Here is a 16,436-nt window from a genome sequence, read left to right as displayed (position 1 = left end):
TCGATGACAGAATTGCCAGCCGTTGAGGTCCGAGGACTTTCCAAGCGCTATCGGCGCGGCGCGATCGGCGTGCGCTCATTGCGTGAGGAGGTCGAACAACTTGTCGCGCGTCTGCGCTCGCGGGAAGCCGAAGCTTCCCTCAATGAATTCTTCGCCATCAAGAACATCACTTTTTCCGTTCCGACTGGCACCGTGTGCGGTATCATCGGACGCAACGGCTCGGGAAAGACCACGCTGCTCAAGGTTTTGACCTCGATCACGGCTCCGGATGAGGGCGAGGCAGTGATGCGAGGCCGGATCGGAAGCTTGCTGGAGGTAGGGGCCGGATTCCATCCGGATCTCGACGGGATCGAGAACATCTACCTCAACGGCGCGATCCTCGGCATGAGTAAGGCCGAGATCACGCGTAAGCTAGACCGGATCATCAAATTTGCCGATATCGGCAGCTTTCTCGAAACGCCGGTCAAGCGTTATTCGTCCGGCATGTATGTTCGGCTTGCCTTCGCGATCGCTGCTCATCTGGAGCCGGAGATTCTCGTCGTCGACGAGGTGCTTGCCGTCGGCGATGCTGAATTTCAAAGGAAATGTATCGGCACGATGAAGAACGTCGCGGGTGAAGGTCGGACCGTGCTGTTCGTGAGCCACAACATGGCCATGGTTCGGCAGCATTGCACAAAAGCGATTTATCTGGACCGCGGCCTTCTGAAGGATTTTGGCGAGACATCATCGATCATCGATGCGTACCTGTCGAACACCGCCGCAAGCAGCAACGGTTCCGAGCGCGTTGGCGATGATGACCTCTGGATGCAGGTGGCTATTGTGTATCCGGGTACGCGCGAGCGATGCAGCCAACTCAAGTTTGGCGGCGATTACGATTTCGTGCTGAAGCTGGGCGCGAGGAATTCGTTTCACCGAAGCGTGGTTCACATCCAGATTTTTGATCAGGAAGGCAACTTGATCTCTGTGCTCGAAAGCCTCGCGGAAGGTGTTGGCCAATTTGACATAGTTGGGCAGGCCACCGTCGTATTCAGCGTGCGATCTTTGGGATTGTTGCCAGGCACTTATAGCGCTGGAGCGGCTCTCTATGCGTGGGGAGAGGATGACCCGGACCTCGCAAGCGAGAACTTGCTAACGTTCGACGTTGTTGCAGCAACAGTCAATGACTCCTATTGGCCATATCTGAAAGAGCACGGGATTGTGCGACTGTCGCATTCTGCCCAGTTGCTTGAGGTGGATTGAAGGCGCGTGGAGAGACGTCCTGGCGAATACATCTTCGCTGTAGTTCAATCCGTCGACCGCGCGACCGCAACGCTGAAATCGCGCGCGCCCTGCAAAAACTGAAGGACAATCCGGGCTTGCGGGAACGCCTCGGTCAGGCATCGCGAAAGCGGAAAGAGGAAACTTTCTCGCTTGCTGCAGTCGCCGCCGCTCTCGATCGCTTGTTGACCAACCGGTAGGGCTCTTCCGCAAAAAAGATCCGTCACAACCGGCTGCGATACCAGGCCAGCGCCGTTTCGACGATCCGGTCGATTCCGGATTGCTCAGGCATCCAGCCGAGTTCCCGGCCCGCCTTGCCGGCCGCGGCTACAAGCGCAGGCGGGTCACCTGCCCTGCGCGGGCCGTAGGCCACAGGAAGGCGCGTTCCCGACGCCCGGCTCACCGCCTCGACCAACTCGTTCACCGTCGTTCCGGTTCCGGTGCCGAGATTGTAGACGTGGACTCCCGGATCGCGGAGAAGCTTCTCTCCTGCCAGGACATGCGCACGGGCGAGATCGGTGACGTGGACATAGTCCCGCACCGCGGTTCCGTCACGGGTGTCGAAGTCGGTGCCATTAATGGTGAAAATCCTGCCCGACCTAACCGCCGCCTCGATAGCGAGCGGAATGACATGCGTTTCCGGTTCATGCCGCTCACCGATCTCGCCGTCGGGATCACATCCGGCCGCGTTGAAATACCGGAGCACAACCGCGTTGAGGCCATGGGCATCCGAAAGATTGTCCACCATTCGTTCCACGATGAATTTCGACCATCCATAGGGATTGATGGGTGACTGCGGATGCGTTTCGTCAATCGGAGAACGAATCGGAACGCCGTAAGACGCGCAGGTGCTCGACAAGATCAACTTGTCGACGCCGATCTTCAGCATTTCCTCGAGCAAGACCAGCGTCCCAAAACTGTTATTTCGGTAGTAGAGTTCCGGGCGCTCGACGGACTCGCCGACATAGGCGTAAGCGGCGAAATGCGCCACCACATCGGGCCGATACTGGTGCAGCGCCGCTGCCAACACTGCGGCGTCGCAAATATCGCCCTCGACAAGCGGTCCCCATTTGACCGCGTCGCGCCAGCCGCGCGAGAAGTTGTCATACGCAATGACCGTCCAACCGGATTCGGCGAATGCTTTACAACAGTGTGAGCCGATATAGCCCGCCCCGCCGGTGACCAAGACTGTTTTCATTCGGCAGCAGCGGACCGAGCATGTCCCGATGAGACCAAGTCATCGAAATAGGCAATGGTCTTGGCGAGACCATCGCGCAATGCGATTCTTGGCTTCCAGTTGAGCTCGCGCAAGGCACACCCGATATCAGGCTGTCGCTGCCTTGGATCATCGACGGGCAAAGGTAAAAACTTGATCTTGGATCGGCTTCCGGTAAGTTCGATCACGAGATTGGCGAGTTCGAGCATCGTGAATTCGACCGGGTTGCCCAGATTGATTGGACCGGTAACATCGTCGGCCGTGTGCATCAGGCGAACCAGACCGTCGATGAGATCGCTGACATAGCAAAATGAGCGTGTCTGCTGGCCGGTGCCGTACACGGTTATCGGCTGGTTTTGCAGCGCCTGCACGATGAAGTTGGAAATGACGCGACCGTCGTCCGGACGCATCCTCGGACCGTAGGTGTTGAAGATGCGCGCTACCTTGATCCGCAGCCTGTGCTGCCGCCAATAGTCGAAAAACAGGGTTTCGGCACACCGTTTGCCTTCGTCGTAACAGGAACGAAGCCCTATCGGGTTTACCCTGCCCCAATAGTCCTCGGTCTGCGGGTGAACCTCGGGATCGCCGTAGACTTCGGATGTGGACGCCTGAAGGATCTTTGCGCGAACCCGCTTGGCGAGCCCCAGCATGTTGATCGCCCCATGGACGCTGGTCTTTGTCGTCTGGACCGGATCGAACTGGTAGTGAACGGGGCTTGCCGGGCAGGCAAGGTTGTATATTTCATCAACTTCTATGTAGAGTGGAAATGTCACATCGTGGCGAATGATCTCGAAGGATCTGTCGTCGAGCAAATGCGAGACGTTTCTCCGACTTCCTGTGAAGAAATTGTCGACGCATATGACCTCGTGGCCTTCACCAAGCAACCGCTCGCATAAGAACGATCCCAGAAAACCTGCGCCCCCAGTCACCAAAACTCGCTTCGCCCGCTGCATTTTTGGGATCCCCACGCCAGTTTAGCCCAACCTAATAAGTTAACCCGATGACACGGCGATTTACCAGAGGCCTGCCTTCACTTTGCGTTAACGATAAGAAATTGTGCTGCTGGTCGGGTTCACCGCTGCTTAGTCTGCGGACAACGGCACCTTCTCGACACGACCGGTCGTTTTCGCTCGAAGCGCTGCGTCTCGCGCGGCGTCCGGAGGTTCGGGCGGAGCGACGACCAAATGACTTTCCGCCATCCCCCGCCAGTGGGCCTACCAAATTGCAGATTGCGTCAACACCACGCTTCACCGGGATCGCCAAGGAGAGTCCCCTTCACGCAATCAAAAGCCCACGGCGAGGATAGGGAGAAAATGCTGCCCTGCAACACAAAATGTTAACGCATTTGAAACAGTCGCGTGAGGGTCAGCCCGCAAAATGCGCGAAAACTGCCTGAAACTGCTCTTTTTTGAGGGTTTTGCGTTCAGATCGGCCTACCAGCCATAAGCATAGGACGCGGATGCGCTGCGGTGCAGCATGCTGCTGGAAAATGCCTCTGGCCGTCAATAGTAAGCGTTGCGCAAAATCCAATTATGTAATTTCAGGAATATTTCTATATATTGTAAGTTATGGAAATATATTTATGATTATGGTAATCTAGTAAAAGTAAGCATTAAATTAGCAATTTGAGAGATATTTTGCAACTCGCTGCACGCTTAGCAACCGCTTGAGTACCCGCTCCGCGATGTCCACTTCGGCTCACAGCCTAACGCAGATCGATGGCCGCCCCAATAAGGCGGCCATCCCTTTCGCACTCCTTACGCCGGTTGCAACTCGCTGCGCGGCAGCCGCGGGAAGGCGATCGCCACCGCCACCGCGCCGAGTCCGACAAGGGCCGACCCGATGAACAGCCAGGAATAGCTGGCATAGGCATCGAACACCATGCCGCCGGCGAGTGGGCCGAAGGCCATGCCGATGCTGGACAGCATGGTTACAGCACCAAATACCGTGCCGAGGATGCGCTGGCCGAAATATTCGCGCGCCAGCACCGCATAGAGCGGCATCACGCCGCCATAGGTGGCGCCGAAGATGATGGCGAGCGTATAGAATTGACCAAGTCCACTGACGGCAAGATAGGCTGCGATCACCACGGACTGTATCGCCAGACCGGTAATCAGCACCGGCTTGACCCCCAGCCGGTCGGCAAGCACGCCGTATAAAAGCCTGCCGCCCAGCCCCGCTAGGCCCTCGATGCTGTAGATACTGACCGCCGCCATCGGCGCTATGCCGCACAGCATCGCATAGCTCACCATGTGGAAGATTGGCCCGGAATGCGCCGCGCAGCAGGCAAAGAAGGTCAGTGCCAGAACGATGAATTGCGGCGAGCGCAGCGCTTGGCGAACCGACATGCCGGTATGGTTGGCGGCAAGGTCGGAGGTGGCGTCGTCAGCGGCAGGCTTGGGCGGCTGGCGCACCAGCAATGCGGCCGGCACCAGAAGCGCCCACGCCGCGACGCCGATGACGAACATGGCGGTGCGCCAGTCATAGGCCGAGATCAGCCAGCGCGCGAAGGGCGAGATGGTCATTGGTGCCACGCCCATGCCGGCCGAAACCAACGAAACGGCAAGGCTGCGGTTCTTGTCGAACCAGGCCGTGGTCAGCGCGATCATCGGCGCGAAGAAGGCGCTTGCCGCGAGGCCGACAAGCACGCCATAGGTGATCTGAAAGACAAGCAGCGAGCCGGTGCGGCTGGCCAGTACCAGCGCCAGCCCGAGCAGCACCGCACCTGTCATCACCACAATGCGAGCGCCGTAGCGATCGTAAATGGCGCCCCAGGCGAAGCCGCCGAGGCCCATCACCAGGAAGTTCAGCGTCATCGCGCTCGATATGCCGGCGCGCGACCAATCTGTGTCGAGCGTCATCGGTTCGAGGAAGATCGCCAGCGAGAACATCGCCCCGAGGGCGACACAGGTCATCAGGGCGCCAGCCGCGACGATGACCCAACGGTAGGAAAGACTCATATTTTTCTCCCGAGATCGTTTGGACACGGCGCGACTTCTTTCGAGCTTCGTCACACCGCTTGCGTCCGAAGGACGATGGCGACATTTCGACTCCTACAATCCGGTTGCATTTTTTATCCAGTCAGGAAATCGCGCCACTCGATTGCTCCATTGCATTGACCGTGCCCCGTCCTAAGCTAGATTTCCAACCTGGCGATCAGGAGCTATCAGGCATGGAACTTCATCGCGGCCGTCTCATCGACCACGTCCAGCTGGTGGTCGGGGATCTCAAGGCCAGCCGCCGCTTCTACGAGGCGGTTTTCAAGGTGCTCGATATTCCGATCGGCGGCAGCGCCGAGGATTATTTCTGGGCCGACGAACTGTTCGTTTCGAGCGCCGACAGCCGGGCGGCCCAGGGAAAGCTGACGGGGCGCCACCACCTTGCCTTCCAGGCAAAGGACCGCGCGATGGTGGACGCCTTCTACAAGGCCGGCCTCGAGGCCGGCGGCACGGACAATGGCGCACCGGGCGAGCGGCAGCACTACCATCCCGGCTACTATGCCGCCTTCCTGCTCGATCCCGACGGCAACAACATCGAGGCCGTCTTTCACGGGCCGGCGAACCGCAGCGCCGCCTCGGTGAAGATTACGTTCTGATGACCGGGTGACGGATCGACTGCGGACGCCATCCCGCCCGCCTTATCGCGTCAGCGCCGTCATTTGGCTGGCCAGGAAGTCGACGAACAGCCGGGCGCGGACCGGTAGCTGTCGCCCATACGCATGGACGATGTGCACCGGCATGGTCGGCATCGCCACCTCGGGCAGGACGCGGACCAGGCGGCCGGCGTCGAGATCGTCCTGCACGGCAAACTGCATCAGATGCGCGATGCCGGCTCCGGCAAGCGCCGCATTGCGGATAGCGCCGCCGTCATCGGTATCGAGCCGCCCGTTGGGCACGATCACCGTGCCGTCGGCGAAGGTGACGGGATAAGGCCGGCCGGCCATCTGGTAACGGACGAAGTCGTGGCTCTGCAACGCCTCGATCGATGCCGGCCGGCCGCGCCGTTCGACATAGGCCGGCGAGGCCACCAGCACGATCGGCAGATTGGCGATCTTGCGCGCGACAAGCCCGGTATCCGACAGCGCCCCCATGCGCACCGCGACGTCGTAGCCTTCGCGGATCAGGTCAGCGTGGCGGTCGGTGACGCTGAGCTCCAGCTTCACCTCGCCGTGCTGAGCCAAGAACGCTTGCGCCCAGTAGGCGATCAGGCTGCGCCCGAGTTCCACGGATGCTGTGACGCGCAGCAAGCCGCGCGCCATATCGGCCATCTGAACGACGTCCTCAGCATCATCCAGCGCTCTCAGCAAAGGCGCGACCCGCTCGTAATAGGCGAGGCCTTCGCTCGTCAGTCCCAGCCGACGCGTCGAGCGCTGGATCAGCCTTACGCCCAGCCGCCGCTCGAGCCGCGCCACGCTCTTCGACACCGCCGACGGGCTGGAGCCCACCAGCCGGCTGGCGGCATGGAACGAACCGGCATCGACCGTGCGCACGAAGGCGACGAGACCGGCAGTCTTTTCGAGGATGGTTGTCATTCAAGAATTCCAGGCACGAAAGAACCGATCTGGGCGATTCTAATACGCTATCCGATCACCATTAAATACCGCTCATCATCAACAAAGGAGAGATTTGATGAGCAAGCTGAACGGCAAGGTCGCCATCGTCACTGGCGCCTCCAAGGGTATCGGCGCCGGCATCGGCAAGGGTCTTGCGCCGGTGCCGCCGTGGTCGTCAACTATGCCTCGTCGCGGGAAGGTGCGGACCGAGTCGTTGCCGAGATCAGGGACGCAGGCGGCCGGGCCGTTGCCGTCCACGGCGATGTGTCGCAAGCGGCCGACGTGCGCCGCCTGTTCGAGGCGGCCAAATCGTCGTTCGGTGCGCTCGACATCCTGGTCAACAATGCCGGCGTGTTCGCATTCGAACCGCTGGAAGCTGTGACCGAGGCCGAGTTTCACCGCGAATTCGACACCAATGTGCTGGGCACTATCCTGACCATCCGGGAAGCGGTGAACCATTTCGGTACCGGAGGCGGCAGCATCATCAACATCAGCTCGGTCGCCAGCATCAACCCGCAGCCGAACTCGCTGGTCTACGCCGCCACCAAGGGCGCAGTGGATTCGATCACGCTGTCCATGTCGAGAGAACTGGGCGCCCGCAACATCCGCGTCAACGCCATTGCCCCAGGCGGCGTCGACACCGAAGGCCTGAAACGGATCGGCATCGTCGGCAGCGAATTCGAAAAGTAGATCATCGCCATGACCCCGCTCGGGCGCTTCGGCCAGCCCGACGACATCGCCCGCATCGCGGTGTTCCTAGCCTCCGACGACGCGTCCTGGCTGACCGGCGAGCGCATCACCGCCTCGGGCGGTTGGCGGTAAGCATAGAGCCGCGGACCGGTCGACGCCCCAGGCAGCGCGACGTCGATAAAACACCGCAATCGATGACGGGAGCGATCTAAGCCCTATGTTGCGGCGAGGGAGGAGCGCCGTGCGGTATCGATGACGGCGAGAAGCCAGGGAGATAACGGATGACGGACGACGAAAGAGCAATCCGAAAGCTGGTCGAGACGTGGATGGATGCGAGCAAGCGTGGAGACACCGCGACCGTCCTCAGCCTGATGACGGACGACGCGATCTTCATGGTTCCCGGCCGGGAGCCCTTCGACAAGGAGATCTTCGCGGCGGCCGCGCAGGAGATGGCCGGCGTTCATGTCGACGGCACGAACGAGATCGTTGAACTACAGCTTCTCGGCGACTGGGCCTTCATGCGCGGTCGTATCGATATGACCGCGACGCCGCCGAACGGGAAGCCGGTGCGTCAATCGGGATACACGCTGACGCTCCTGCGCAAGGAGGCTGACGGTGAGTGGCGGCTGGCCCGCGATGCGAACCTGCTGACCGCGCAGGGCTAAAATCCCCTCGCCTCCCATTCCGGCCGGCAGCGGAGCTCCGTTGCCCCTCAGATCGGCTCGCGCTTCAGCGCCTGCGCCATGCAGTGGATGCCGCCGCCGGTCTTCGAGATCTCGCTCATGTCGACGGCCGCCACTTCGAAGCCGCGCGCCTTGAGCTGGCCGATCAGCGTCTGGCTGGAGGTCGGCGCGATCACCCTGTCCTTGCCCAGCGACATGAAGTTGCAGCCGAGCGCCATCGTGTCCTGGAACGGCACGTCGATGATCTCGTGGCCCTTGCCCTTCAGCCAATCGACGATGCCCGGCTCCGTGCAGGCGAGGCAGACGGCGGTCAGTTTTTCGGCGATCGGCACCACCATCAGGTCGATATGGACATAATATTCGTCGATGAAGGCAATGCGGGTTTCCCATCCCTCCTTGTCGAACCAGGCCTGGACCTGGCGGGCGCCCTCCTCCTGCGTGCGGGCGCCGCCGCAGCCGATCAGCACCACGCCGTCCTCGATGACGTTGAAGTCGCCGCCTTCAAACGTGCCCGCGGTGACCATGTCGTAGATCGGGATGCCGAGCTTCTCATAGGTGCGGATCGCCGCATAGTTCTCGCCGCGCCGCCACCAGTTGGCCATTGCGGTGATGATGACGCCATACGGCGTCATGACGCTGGAATCGCGTGAATAGACCTGCATCGGCAGTTCCGGCGTCGGCTCGTGCCAGTGGATGTTGACGCCGAAATGCTCGTAAGCGGCGACCAGGTCCTTGTGCTGCGCCTGCGCGATCTGGACGTTGCAGGGCGCCTCGCGCAGATGTTTGCGCGACAGCGAGCTGGTCGAGAGGTGGCGCAGGAAGTTCGGCGAGCCGAGCAGGACGTCGGTCAGGACGTCGGTCTCGTTGGCGAAGCCCCAGGCGGTCAATGGCTTGGTGCCGCCGGCCGGATTGCGGCGCTGCAACGAAAACGGCTCGGTGACGATGCGGTCATGGACGGTCATGAGGTTCTCCTGGCTTGTGTGATCACGCGGCTTGCGGGTTGCTTGTTATCCACCAGTCCCGTCCGCGCGGGGTGGTGACATATTCCGGCCAGCGGAAATGGATCGGCGGGTCAAAGTCGCAGAGCGGCGCCAGCCAGTTGCTGCCGCCGATGCCGCCGCCTGTGCGGGCGACGAACTCGTCCATCGCCGCGTCGCGGGCGGCCTTGTCTTCGAGCAGGCGAAGTGCTGCGAGCGCGATTGTCTTCGATGCGCAGGTAACCATCGGATCGATGGTCGCGGAAATGCCGCCCAGCGCGTTCATTGCCCAGGAGGGATAGGCGTGGCCACTGTCGGAACGCAGCGCCGGGCGAGCGACGTAGAACCGCGCCGTCGGGGTGTGCCACGACATGTCGGTGTAATCGTCGGAGGTCGAATTGAGCTGCGACGGCGGCAGGTCGCGGCGCAGGATCGCCTCTGCATCCCTCGGTGCAATAAGCTGCTCCATCTCGGCGATGAACGGCTCGTCGGTCGCCGTGCCGCCGGCATTGACCTGGATTTCGCGGGCGATCGCCTTGGCCGCCTCGTCCCAGCGCGGCGGCCCGACCGTCGACAGCGCCTCATAGGCGATATCAGCCATGGCGTGATTGGCGAGCCCCGGACGCGACTTCGACACCCAGTGCCGCTCATGGCGGCAGCCGCTCATTTTCGCGGCGGCTTCCGCATTGCGGTCGAGCACGGCGGTCACCTGCTCGGCCATCGCCAAGGTCGGCACGCGGATCATGTACTGGATCTCGGCCAGGCCCGCCGGCAGATTGTCGGCGGTCGCCTGCCCCGCCGTCAGGATCGCCTCGCTGATCGACCAGCCGCCCTGGTGCGGCAGCATGGAATCGCGTAGCGCCTTGGACGCCATGTACATCATCATGAGCGCGTCGTTGGCACCCGGCGCCCTGACCGCCGAATGCGCCTGCGGAATCGGCGCACCATCGCTTGCGCGAACCCAATTTTCGGGTTCGTCGCACACAAAGCGGTAGATCATCGCATAGGCCGCGCCGCAATGCGTGTCCCAGCGCGCCGTGTTGCAGAGCGGCAGCATGTAGAAGGGATGGAAGGAGATCATGCCGGCGAGGCCCTCGTAGTAGCCCTTTGCCGCATGGATCGGCTTCGACCCCCGCACCTTCTCCGCCGGCTCGCCGGTGAAGCGCAGCGTACCCGGTATGCCGTGCCGCTGCATCGCCGCTTTGGTCGCCAAAAGCCCGCCAAGGCTGGCAATACCGAGGCCGGAATGCGGATCGGTGTGGCCGCCGGCCTGTTCGCCGAGGCCCGGGCGTGGACGTTTCACGGTCGCCGCATCCTGGCAATTGCCGGGCACCGCGTCATACTCGGCATACATGCCGATCGTCGGCCCGGCGCCGTTGGTCCAATGGGCGCAAAAGGCGGTGGGCATGCCGCCCGAGCCTTCCTCGACGGAAAAGCCTTCGTGCTTCAGACGTTCCACATACCAGGCGGCCGACTGGTATTCGCGCCAGGCGGTCTCGCCGAAATCGAAGATCGTCCGCGTCCACGCCGACAGTAACGGCTGGATGTCGTCGAGACAGGCAAGCGCGGTTGCTTGGGCCGAGGTCGTCACCGGTTCCTCCATGGGTGAAAGAAAGCAGTGAAGCGCCTCGCCAAAAAGTGATATGTTTTCCCGGCTCATGCAAATTCGGTTCACCTCTTGAGAATCCCATCGACGCAGGCGCTGCGCGCCCTCGACAGTTTTGCGCGTCACGGCAGCGTCTGGCGCGCTGCTGACGAACTGCATCTGACCCGCAGCGCCGTCAGCCATCAGCTTCGCCTGCTCGAACGCGATCTCGGCTTCGATCTGCTCGAGCGCATCGGCAAGGGCGTGGCGCTCACTCCGCGCGGCCAGCGCTATGCCAGCGACGTGCGCAAGGCGCTGACTGTGCTGGGCGACGCGGTGACTCGCCACGCCGGCACCGGCGTCGGTGGCTCGTTCAGCGTCAGCTGCACGCCGGGTTTCGCCTCGCTGTTTCTGTGTACTCACATTGGCGAATTCCGGCAGATGTATCCCGATGTCGCGCTGCGCATTCTGACGCCGCGACGGCTGGACGATGTCAGCAATGCCGAGGCCGACGCGTTCATCGCCTTCGGCGTCGGCAATTGGCCGAACCGCGCGGTCGAGCTATTGTGCGAAATCTCGTTTACGCCGCTGTGCAGCCCGACGCTGCTCAACAAGGTCGGCGGCTTTTCCAAACCGGCCGACGTGCTGCGCGCCAACCTCCTGCATCTCGGCGACACCGAGGACTGGGCGCGGTGGCTGGCGCTATCCAAGGTCGAGAACCCCGACACAGAGGGCGGCATTTTCTTTTCCGACATGAACCTTGTTTTTTCAGCGGCGATCGCCGGCCAGGGCATCGCCATGGGCGACGAGTTGACCAGCCGCCGGGCGCTGAGCGAAGGCCGGTTGGTGCGCCCCTTTGACATCGCAATCAGTTCGCCGCGGTCGTACTTCCTCGTCTCAGAGCATGCCAAGGCGAGCCACCCGGTGCTGGATGTATTCAGTGGATGGTTGCGGTCGAAGCTGTCGGAGAGCCAGCGTTAATCTCTCCCCTTGAGGGGGGAGATGGCCGTGAAGTGGCCAGAGGGGTCGCTTCGGCTGGGCTCGGCCTGCTGCAGATGGAGGTTGGCGCTCCACGCGAGACGACCCCCTCTGTCGCGTTCGGCGACATCTCCCCTCAAGGGGAGATTAGCTCCATAGATGAATCAAATTTGCCGGTCAGGCGAAAACTATTCGGTTGCGGTGAGCCGCCGCCCTGCCTACGATTTCAATCAGCATTGAGGACAAAGGCAGGATGCAGCAACCCGGCCGTGCCGCAGAGATCAAGGCAATCGGGATCGGCAAGAGCTTCGGCTCGTTCCGTGCGCTGGACGATCTGACGCTCGATATCGGCCGCGGTGAGTTCCTGACCCTGCTCGGGCCTTCCGGTTCGGGCAAGACCACCTTCCTGATGATCCTTGCCGGTTTCGTTCAGCCGACCGACGGTCGCCTTTACAGCGACGGCGTCGACATCACCGAGCGGCCGGCCGAACAGCGTGCGGCCGGCATGGTTTTCCAGGGTTACGCGCTGTTCCCCCATATGTCGGTCGAGGCCAACATCGCCTTCCCGCTGAAGGTGCGCAAGAAATCGTCGGCCGAGATCAAACGACGTGTCGGCGAGATGATCGAGCGCGTCGGGCTGAAGGGCCACGAGAAGAAACTGCCGTCGCAATTGTCCGGCGGCCAGCAGCAGCGCGTGGCGCTGGCCCGTGCGCTGGTGTTCGAGCCGGGCGTGCTCCTCCTCGACGAGCCGTTCTCGGCGCTCGACAAGGGCCTGCGCGGCCAGATGCAGGCCGAGATGAAGCGGCTGCACCAGGAGACCGGCACCACCTTCGTCTTCGTCACCCATGACCAGAGCGAGGCGCTGGCGCTATCGTCGCGCGTTGCCATCTTCAACCACGGCAAATTGCTGCAGGTTGGCGCGCCTGACGAGGTTTACGACCGGCCGGCCAGCCGTTTCGTCGCCGAGTTCCTCGGCGAGATCAACATGCTGCCGCTGAAGGGCGTGCGCAACGCCGACAACGGCGCCACCGGCCTATGCGAAGATCGCACCATCACGCTGCGCGGCAATGCAAGCGCCGTCGGCAGCAACGCCATCCTGGCGATCCGGCCCGAATACATGTCGATCGCGCCCGAAGCGGCCGCCGGCGAGAACGGCATCGCCGCGACTGCGGTCGCTTCGACCTATCTCGGTGCTGCGACGCGGCTCGATCTCACTACGCGCCAGGGCGCCAAGGTGACGGTCTCGGTGCCGAACGAGGTCGCAGCGTCGGCACTCAGCAAGGGCAATTCCGTGTGGCTGACATGGCCGGCGGAAAAAGGTTTCCTCCTTCCGGACGGAGGACAATAACGATTGGCGTGGCGAAGCTGAAATTCGCCTAGCTGACTTTCGGGAAGTATCAACGACAAAAAAGGGGAACTGACATGACAAATGGAACCAAGAAACACTCCATCGAGGCGCTGTCCGCCAGGGCGGCGCGCGGTGAGATCTCGCGCCGGCAGTTCACGCAGCTGGCCGCATACGTGCTGGCCGGCACGCCGATGCTGCTGCGCTCGACCGGCGCCTTCGCGCAAGCCAAGGAACTGGTGCTGGTCAATTGGGGCGGCGACGCCATCACCGCCTATGACGCGGCGTATGGCCAGGCCTTCACCAAGGAGACCGGCATCCCCGTCAAGATGGATGGCTCCGGCCCGACAGAAGGCGCGATCGCGGCGCAGTTCAAGAGCGGCGCCCCGACCTGGGACCTGGTCGACGTCGACCCGTTCTCGGCGATCACGCTCGGCGCGCAAGGCATGCTTGAGCCGATCGACTATTCGATCGTCGATAGGAAGAAGATGCGCGAGGGCTTCGGCTGGGAACACGCCGCTTCGACCTATTTCTTCTCCTATGTCATCGCCTATGATTCCGAGAAATACGGCAGCGAAGCACCGACCGGCATGGCCGACTTCTTCGACGTGACGAAATTCCCCGGCAAGCGCTCGCTCTACAAATGGGGCGTGTCGAGCTGGGAAGCCGCGCTTCTCGCCGACGGCATCGCGCCGGCCTCGCTCTACCCGCTCGACCTCAAGCGCGCGCATGACAAGATCGCCGCCTTCAAGGAAAATGTCGTCGCCTATTGGGGCGGCGGCGCCGAAAGCCAGAGCGTGCTGCTCGACGGCGAGGCCTCGATGGCGATCGTCTGGTCGACGCGGGCCTCGCTGATCGAGCAGGATTCCGGCGGCAAGATCAAGTTCATCTGGGACCAGGGCCTGATCTCGCCCGGCGCGCTCGCCGTACTCAAGGGCAATCCCGGCGGCAAGGACGCGGCGATGAAGTTCATCGCCAGCGCCCAGGATCCGGAAAAGCAGCTGGTCATGTTCGACAAGCTCGGCCAGGGTCCGGCCAACCCGGCAACCGACGCGCTGATCCCCGCCGACAAGAAGCGCATCAACCCGGTCGACCCCGAAAACATGAAGAAGCAGATCGCGCTCGACATGGAGTGGTACGCCAAGAACTACGGGGCCGCACTCGACGAATACACGAAGATCATCTCCGCCTGATAGGACCGGGATAACCGGGGCCGAGATGAAAGCATATCTCTCCGACAGGATGGGCGCGGCGCTGTTGATGGCGCCGCTGCTCCTGTTCCTTGGCGCCGCCTATGCCTGGCCATTTTTCGGCGTCGTCAATTGGAGCTTCACGCTGCCAGAGCCGGGGCTCGGGCAGTATGGCACGCTGCTTAGCGACCCGCTGGTTCAGTCGGTGTTTGTCCGCACGCTGCGCATCGCCGCGATCGTCACGATTGTTTCGGTTGCCGCTGCCTATGCCATCACCGTGGTCTGGGTGCGCGGCACGCCGACGCAGCGCGTAATCGCCGAGTTCTGCATCCTGGTGCCGTTCTGGATCTCGGTGCTGACGCGCGCCTTCGGCTGGGTGGCGCTGCTTTCCAATCGCGGCCTGTTCAATACCTGGCTGCAGGCGATCGGCTTCATCTCAGAACCGCTGACGCTGGTACGCAACGAATTCGGCGTCATCGTCGGCATGACGCATTTCCTTATCCCCTTCGCCGTGTTTCCACTGGCGTCTTCGATGCGCAGCCTTGACGACCGCGTCCTGCTGGCGGCGCGCGGGCTCGGCTCCAGCCGCATGCGCACCTTCTGGTCGGTGTTCGTGCCGATGACCCGCTCCGGCATCATCGGCTCGGCGCTCATCGTCTTCGTGTTTTCGCTCGGCTTCTTCGTGACGCCGGCGATCCTCGGCGGCGGCCGCAGCGTGATGGTCGCCGAGCTGATCTATCTCCGCATCTTCCAGAGCCCGGACTGGGGCCTGGGGGCGGCGATCAGCGTCGTACTGGTGCTGTTCGTCGGCGCGCTGATGGCGCTGGTGTTCCGCTATGTCAGACCGAAGCAGCTGATCTGATGCCGACCTACCGCCCCGGCCCCGTCTCGCTGGTCCTCGCCGCCCTGGTTGCGCTGTTTCTGCTGTTGCCGCTGCTTGCCGTCATCCCGGTGTCGCTGACGCCGACCCGCATGCTTGCAATGCCGTCAGGCGAATTGTCGCTGCGCCATTACCGGGCGCTGATCGAGGATCCGCGCTGGATCAACTCGATCCTGCTCTCGATCAGGATCGGCGTCGTCAGCAGCGCCTTCTCCACCGTTCTGGCGCTGTGCTTCAGCCTCGGCGTGTGGATGTTCCAGCCGCGCTTCACCGCCGCACTCGTCGGCTTCGTGCTGCTGCCGATGGTGGTGCCGCCGGTGGTTTCGGCGATCACGCTCTATTTCCTGCTGACCTCGATCTCTGGCGTCAGCTCGTTCTTCGGCTATGACACCTGGCTCGGTGTCGCCATGGCGCATGCGGTGATGACGGTGCCGTTCGCCACGGTGCTGATCCTGGTCTCGCTCAGCCAGCTCGACCGGCGCATCGACCTTGCCGCGCGCGGCCTCGGCGCCACCGTGTGGGAGCGCGCCACCCGCATCATCATGCCCAACATCAAATTCGGCATCGTCACCGCCGCCCTTCTGTCCTTCGTGCTGTCCTGGGAAGAGATAGGCGTCACCCTGTTCATCACCTCGGTCAACGCCATCACACTACCCAGGCTGATGTGGATGGGCCTGCGCGACAACATCGACCCGGCGATCGCCGCACTCTCGGTGATCCTGATCATCATCACGGTGCTGGTGTTGGGCCTGCGCAGCCTTGTGGTCAGACTGCGCGGGGTGCGTTAGGGCCGGCAGTCGAAGACATCCCTGCAGAAGCGGCAGGCTTGTTGCCTCAGGCAGCATGCAGCCTTGGGATAGCGCTGACGTCGACCTCGCGCTCCGCATGCCACGCATCATACGCGGCTTGCATCCTAAGCCAGATCGCGGCGCCATCGCCGAACATCTTTCCAAGGCGAGCGGCGACAGCCGGCGACACCGGCTTCTTCTCGCGGATGATGTCGTAAAGCTGCTGGCGCGAGATTCCGAGCAGGTTGGCGATTTCCACCTTGGTCTTTCCGGTCGCCGGGATAATGTCGTCAAG

At 62.4% G+C, this 16,436-nt stretch carries 15 protein-coding genes and 1 pseudogene; 9 read left to right on the top strand and 7 right to left on the bottom strand.

The window, feature by feature from the left end; genetic code table 11:
• Window positions 1-3: 3 nt before the first annotated feature.
• On the top strand, window positions 4-1,239 hold the full coding sequence (locus EN807_RS14180) for a polysaccharide ABC transporter ATP-binding protein (protein WP_135935358.1): 1,236 nt from the start codon (window positions 4-6) through the stop codon (window positions 1,237-1,239).
• A 241-nt stretch (window positions 1,240-1,480) separates the two neighbouring features.
• On the opposite strand, the gene galE is transcribed toward EN807_RS14180, so the two are convergent.
• The 3 genes from galE to EN807_RS14165 form a co-directional block, all read right to left on the bottom strand.
• Window positions 1,481-2,455 (bottom strand): UDP-glucose 4-epimerase GalE, encoded by a 975-nt coding sequence (gene galE / locus EN807_RS14175; RefSeq protein WP_135935357.1) that lies wholly within the window; start codon window positions 2,453-2,455, stop codon window positions 1,481-1,483.
• Entirely contained in the window at window positions 2,452-3,426 is a 975-nt protein-coding gene (locus EN807_RS14170; RefSeq protein ID WP_189522411.1) for a UDP-glucuronic acid decarboxylase family protein, read from the bottom strand. The genes galE and EN807_RS14170 overlap by 4 nt, the downstream gene beginning before the upstream one ends.
• An 804-nt stretch (window positions 3,427-4,230) precedes the next feature.
• A complete protein-coding gene (locus EN807_RS14165) occupies window positions 4,231-5,433 on the bottom strand; it encodes an MFS transporter (RefSeq protein WP_135935355.1) in 1,203 nt (400 codons plus the stop codon).
• Between the two features lie 212 nt (window positions 5,434-5,645).
• Between EN807_RS14165 and EN807_RS14160 the strand changes: the two genes are divergently transcribed.
• Entirely contained in the window at window positions 5,646-6,068 is a 423-nt protein-coding gene (locus EN807_RS14160; protein ID WP_135935354.1) for a VOC family protein, read from the top strand.
• Window positions 6,069-6,110: 42 nt separating this feature from the next.
• Here EN807_RS14160 and EN807_RS14155 read toward each other — a convergent pair whose 3' ends face one another.
• Window positions 6,111-7,004, bottom strand: coding sequence for a LysR family transcriptional regulator (locus tag EN807_RS14155; protein WP_135935353.1), 894 nt, complete (start codon window positions 7,002-7,004; stop codon window positions 6,111-6,113).
• 97 nt (window positions 7,005-7,101) lie between these two features.
• Between EN807_RS14155 and EN807_RS14150 the strand changes: the two are divergent.
• Window positions 7,102-7,847 (top strand): annotated as a pseudogene (locus tag EN807_RS14150) (glucose 1-dehydrogenase).
• Window positions 7,848-7,996: 149 nt separating this feature from the next.
• Complete coding sequence (locus tag EN807_RS14145; protein WP_135935352.1) at window positions 7,997-8,380, top strand: SgcJ/EcaC family oxidoreductase; 384 nt, start codon at window positions 7,997-7,999, stop codon at window positions 8,378-8,380.
• 47 nt (window positions 8,381-8,427) lie between these two features.
• On the opposite strand, the gene EN807_RS14140 is transcribed toward EN807_RS14145, so the two are convergent.
• Entirely contained in the window at window positions 8,428-9,360 is a 933-nt protein-coding gene (locus EN807_RS14140; protein ID WP_135935351.1) for a dimethylarginine dimethylaminohydrolase family protein, read from the bottom strand.
• A gap of 22 nt (window positions 9,361-9,382) precedes the next feature.
• Window positions 9,383-10,978 (bottom strand): amidohydrolase, encoded by a 1,596-nt coding sequence (locus EN807_RS14135; protein WP_189522469.1) that lies wholly within the window; start codon window positions 10,976-10,978, stop codon window positions 9,383-9,385.
• A 75-nt stretch (window positions 10,979-11,053) separates the two neighbouring features.
• Between EN807_RS14135 and EN807_RS14130 the strand changes: the two genes are divergently transcribed.
• From EN807_RS14130 to EN807_RS14110, 5 genes are all read left to right on the top strand, one after another.
• Complete coding sequence (locus EN807_RS14130) at window positions 11,054-11,941, top strand: LysR substrate-binding domain-containing protein (protein WP_135935349.1); 888 nt, start codon at window positions 11,054-11,056, stop codon at window positions 11,939-11,941.
• A gap of 250 nt (window positions 11,942-12,191) precedes the next feature.
• Window positions 12,192-13,286 (top strand): ABC transporter ATP-binding protein, encoded by a 1,095-nt coding sequence (locus EN807_RS14125; RefSeq protein WP_065006678.1) that lies wholly within the window; start codon window positions 12,192-12,194, stop codon window positions 13,284-13,286.
• Window positions 13,287-13,360: 74 nt separating this feature from the next.
• Window positions 13,361-14,476 (top strand): ABC transporter substrate-binding protein, encoded by a 1,116-nt coding sequence (locus EN807_RS14120; RefSeq protein ID WP_135935348.1) that lies wholly within the window; start codon window positions 13,361-13,363, stop codon window positions 14,474-14,476.
• A gap of 25 nt (window positions 14,477-14,501) precedes the next feature.
• Window positions 14,502-15,335, top strand: coding sequence for an ABC transporter permease (locus tag EN807_RS14115; RefSeq protein WP_135935347.1), 834 nt, complete (start codon window positions 14,502-14,504; stop codon window positions 15,333-15,335).
• The gene (locus EN807_RS14110) at window positions 15,335-16,141 is read left to right on the top strand and encodes an ABC transporter permease (RefSeq protein ID WP_127315132.1); all 807 of its coding nucleotides are present in this window, start codon (window positions 15,335-15,337) and stop codon (window positions 16,139-16,141) included. Before EN807_RS14115 ends, EN807_RS14110 begins: the two co-directional genes overlap by 1 nt.
• 46 nt (window positions 16,142-16,187) lie before the next feature.
• On the opposite strand, the gene EN807_RS14105 is transcribed toward EN807_RS14110, so the two are convergent.
• Window positions 16,188-16,436 (bottom strand): HigA family addiction module antitoxin (locus EN807_RS14105; protein WP_135935875.1); only part of this gene is annotated, 249 nt, incomplete at its 5' end.

Source organism: Mesorhizobium sp. M5C.F.Ca.ET.164.01.1.1 (genome assembly GCF_004792125.1).
In the GTDB taxonomy this organism is placed as follows: domain Bacteria; phylum Pseudomonadota; class Alphaproteobacteria; order Rhizobiales; family Rhizobiaceae; genus Mesorhizobium; species Mesorhizobium wenxiniae.
The sequence above is the reverse complement of the archived record's forward strand: the minus strand, read 5'-3'. Positions and strand labels throughout refer to the sequence as shown.

Bases quoted from the DNA above. Each gene is read 5' to 3' on its own strand.
- EN807_RS14180 (WP_135935358.1), top strand. From the start codon at position 4: ATGACAGAATTGCCAGCCGTTGAGGTCCGAGGACTTTCCAAGCGCTAT.
- galE (WP_135935357.1), bottom strand. From the start codon at position 2,455: ATGAAAACAGTCTTGGTCACCGGCGGGGCGGGCTATATCGGCTCACAC.
- EN807_RS14170 (WP_189522411.1), bottom strand. From the start codon at position 3,426: ATGCAGCGGGCGAAGCGAGTTTTGGTGACTGGGGGCGCAGGTTTTCTG.
- EN807_RS14165 (WP_135935355.1), bottom strand. From the start codon at position 5,433: ATGAGTCTTTCCTACCGTTGGGTCATCGTCGCGGCTGGCGCCCTGATG.
- EN807_RS14160 (WP_135935354.1), top strand. From the start codon at position 5,646: ATGGAACTTCATCGCGGCCGTCTCATCGACCACGTCCAGCTGGTGGTC.
- EN807_RS14155 (WP_135935353.1), bottom strand. From the start codon at position 7,004: ATGACAACCATCCTCGAAAAGACTGCCGGTCTCGTCGCCTTCGTGCGC.
- EN807_RS14145 (WP_135935352.1), top strand. From the start codon at position 7,997: ATGACGGACGACGAAAGAGCAATCCGAAAGCTGGTCGAGACGTGGATG.
- EN807_RS14140 (WP_135935351.1), bottom strand. From the start codon at position 9,360: ATGACCGTCCATGACCGCATCGTCACCGAGCCGTTTTCGTTGCAGCGC.
- EN807_RS14135 (WP_189522469.1), bottom strand. From the start codon at position 10,978: ATGGAGGAACCGGTGACGACCTCGGCCCAAGCAACCGCGCTTGCCTGT.
- EN807_RS14125 (WP_065006678.1), top strand. From the start codon at position 12,192: ATGCAGCAACCCGGCCGTGCCGCAGAGATCAAGGCAATCGGGATCGGC.
- EN807_RS14120 (WP_135935348.1), top strand. From the start codon at position 13,361: ATGACAAATGGAACCAAGAAACACTCCATCGAGGCGCTGTCCGCCAGG.
- EN807_RS14115 (WP_135935347.1), top strand. From the start codon at position 14,502: ATGAAAGCATATCTCTCCGACAGGATGGGCGCGGCGCTGTTGATGGCG.
- EN807_RS14110 (WP_127315132.1), top strand. From the start codon at position 15,335: ATGCCGACCTACCGCCCCGGCCCCGTCTCGCTGGTCCTCGCCGCCCTG.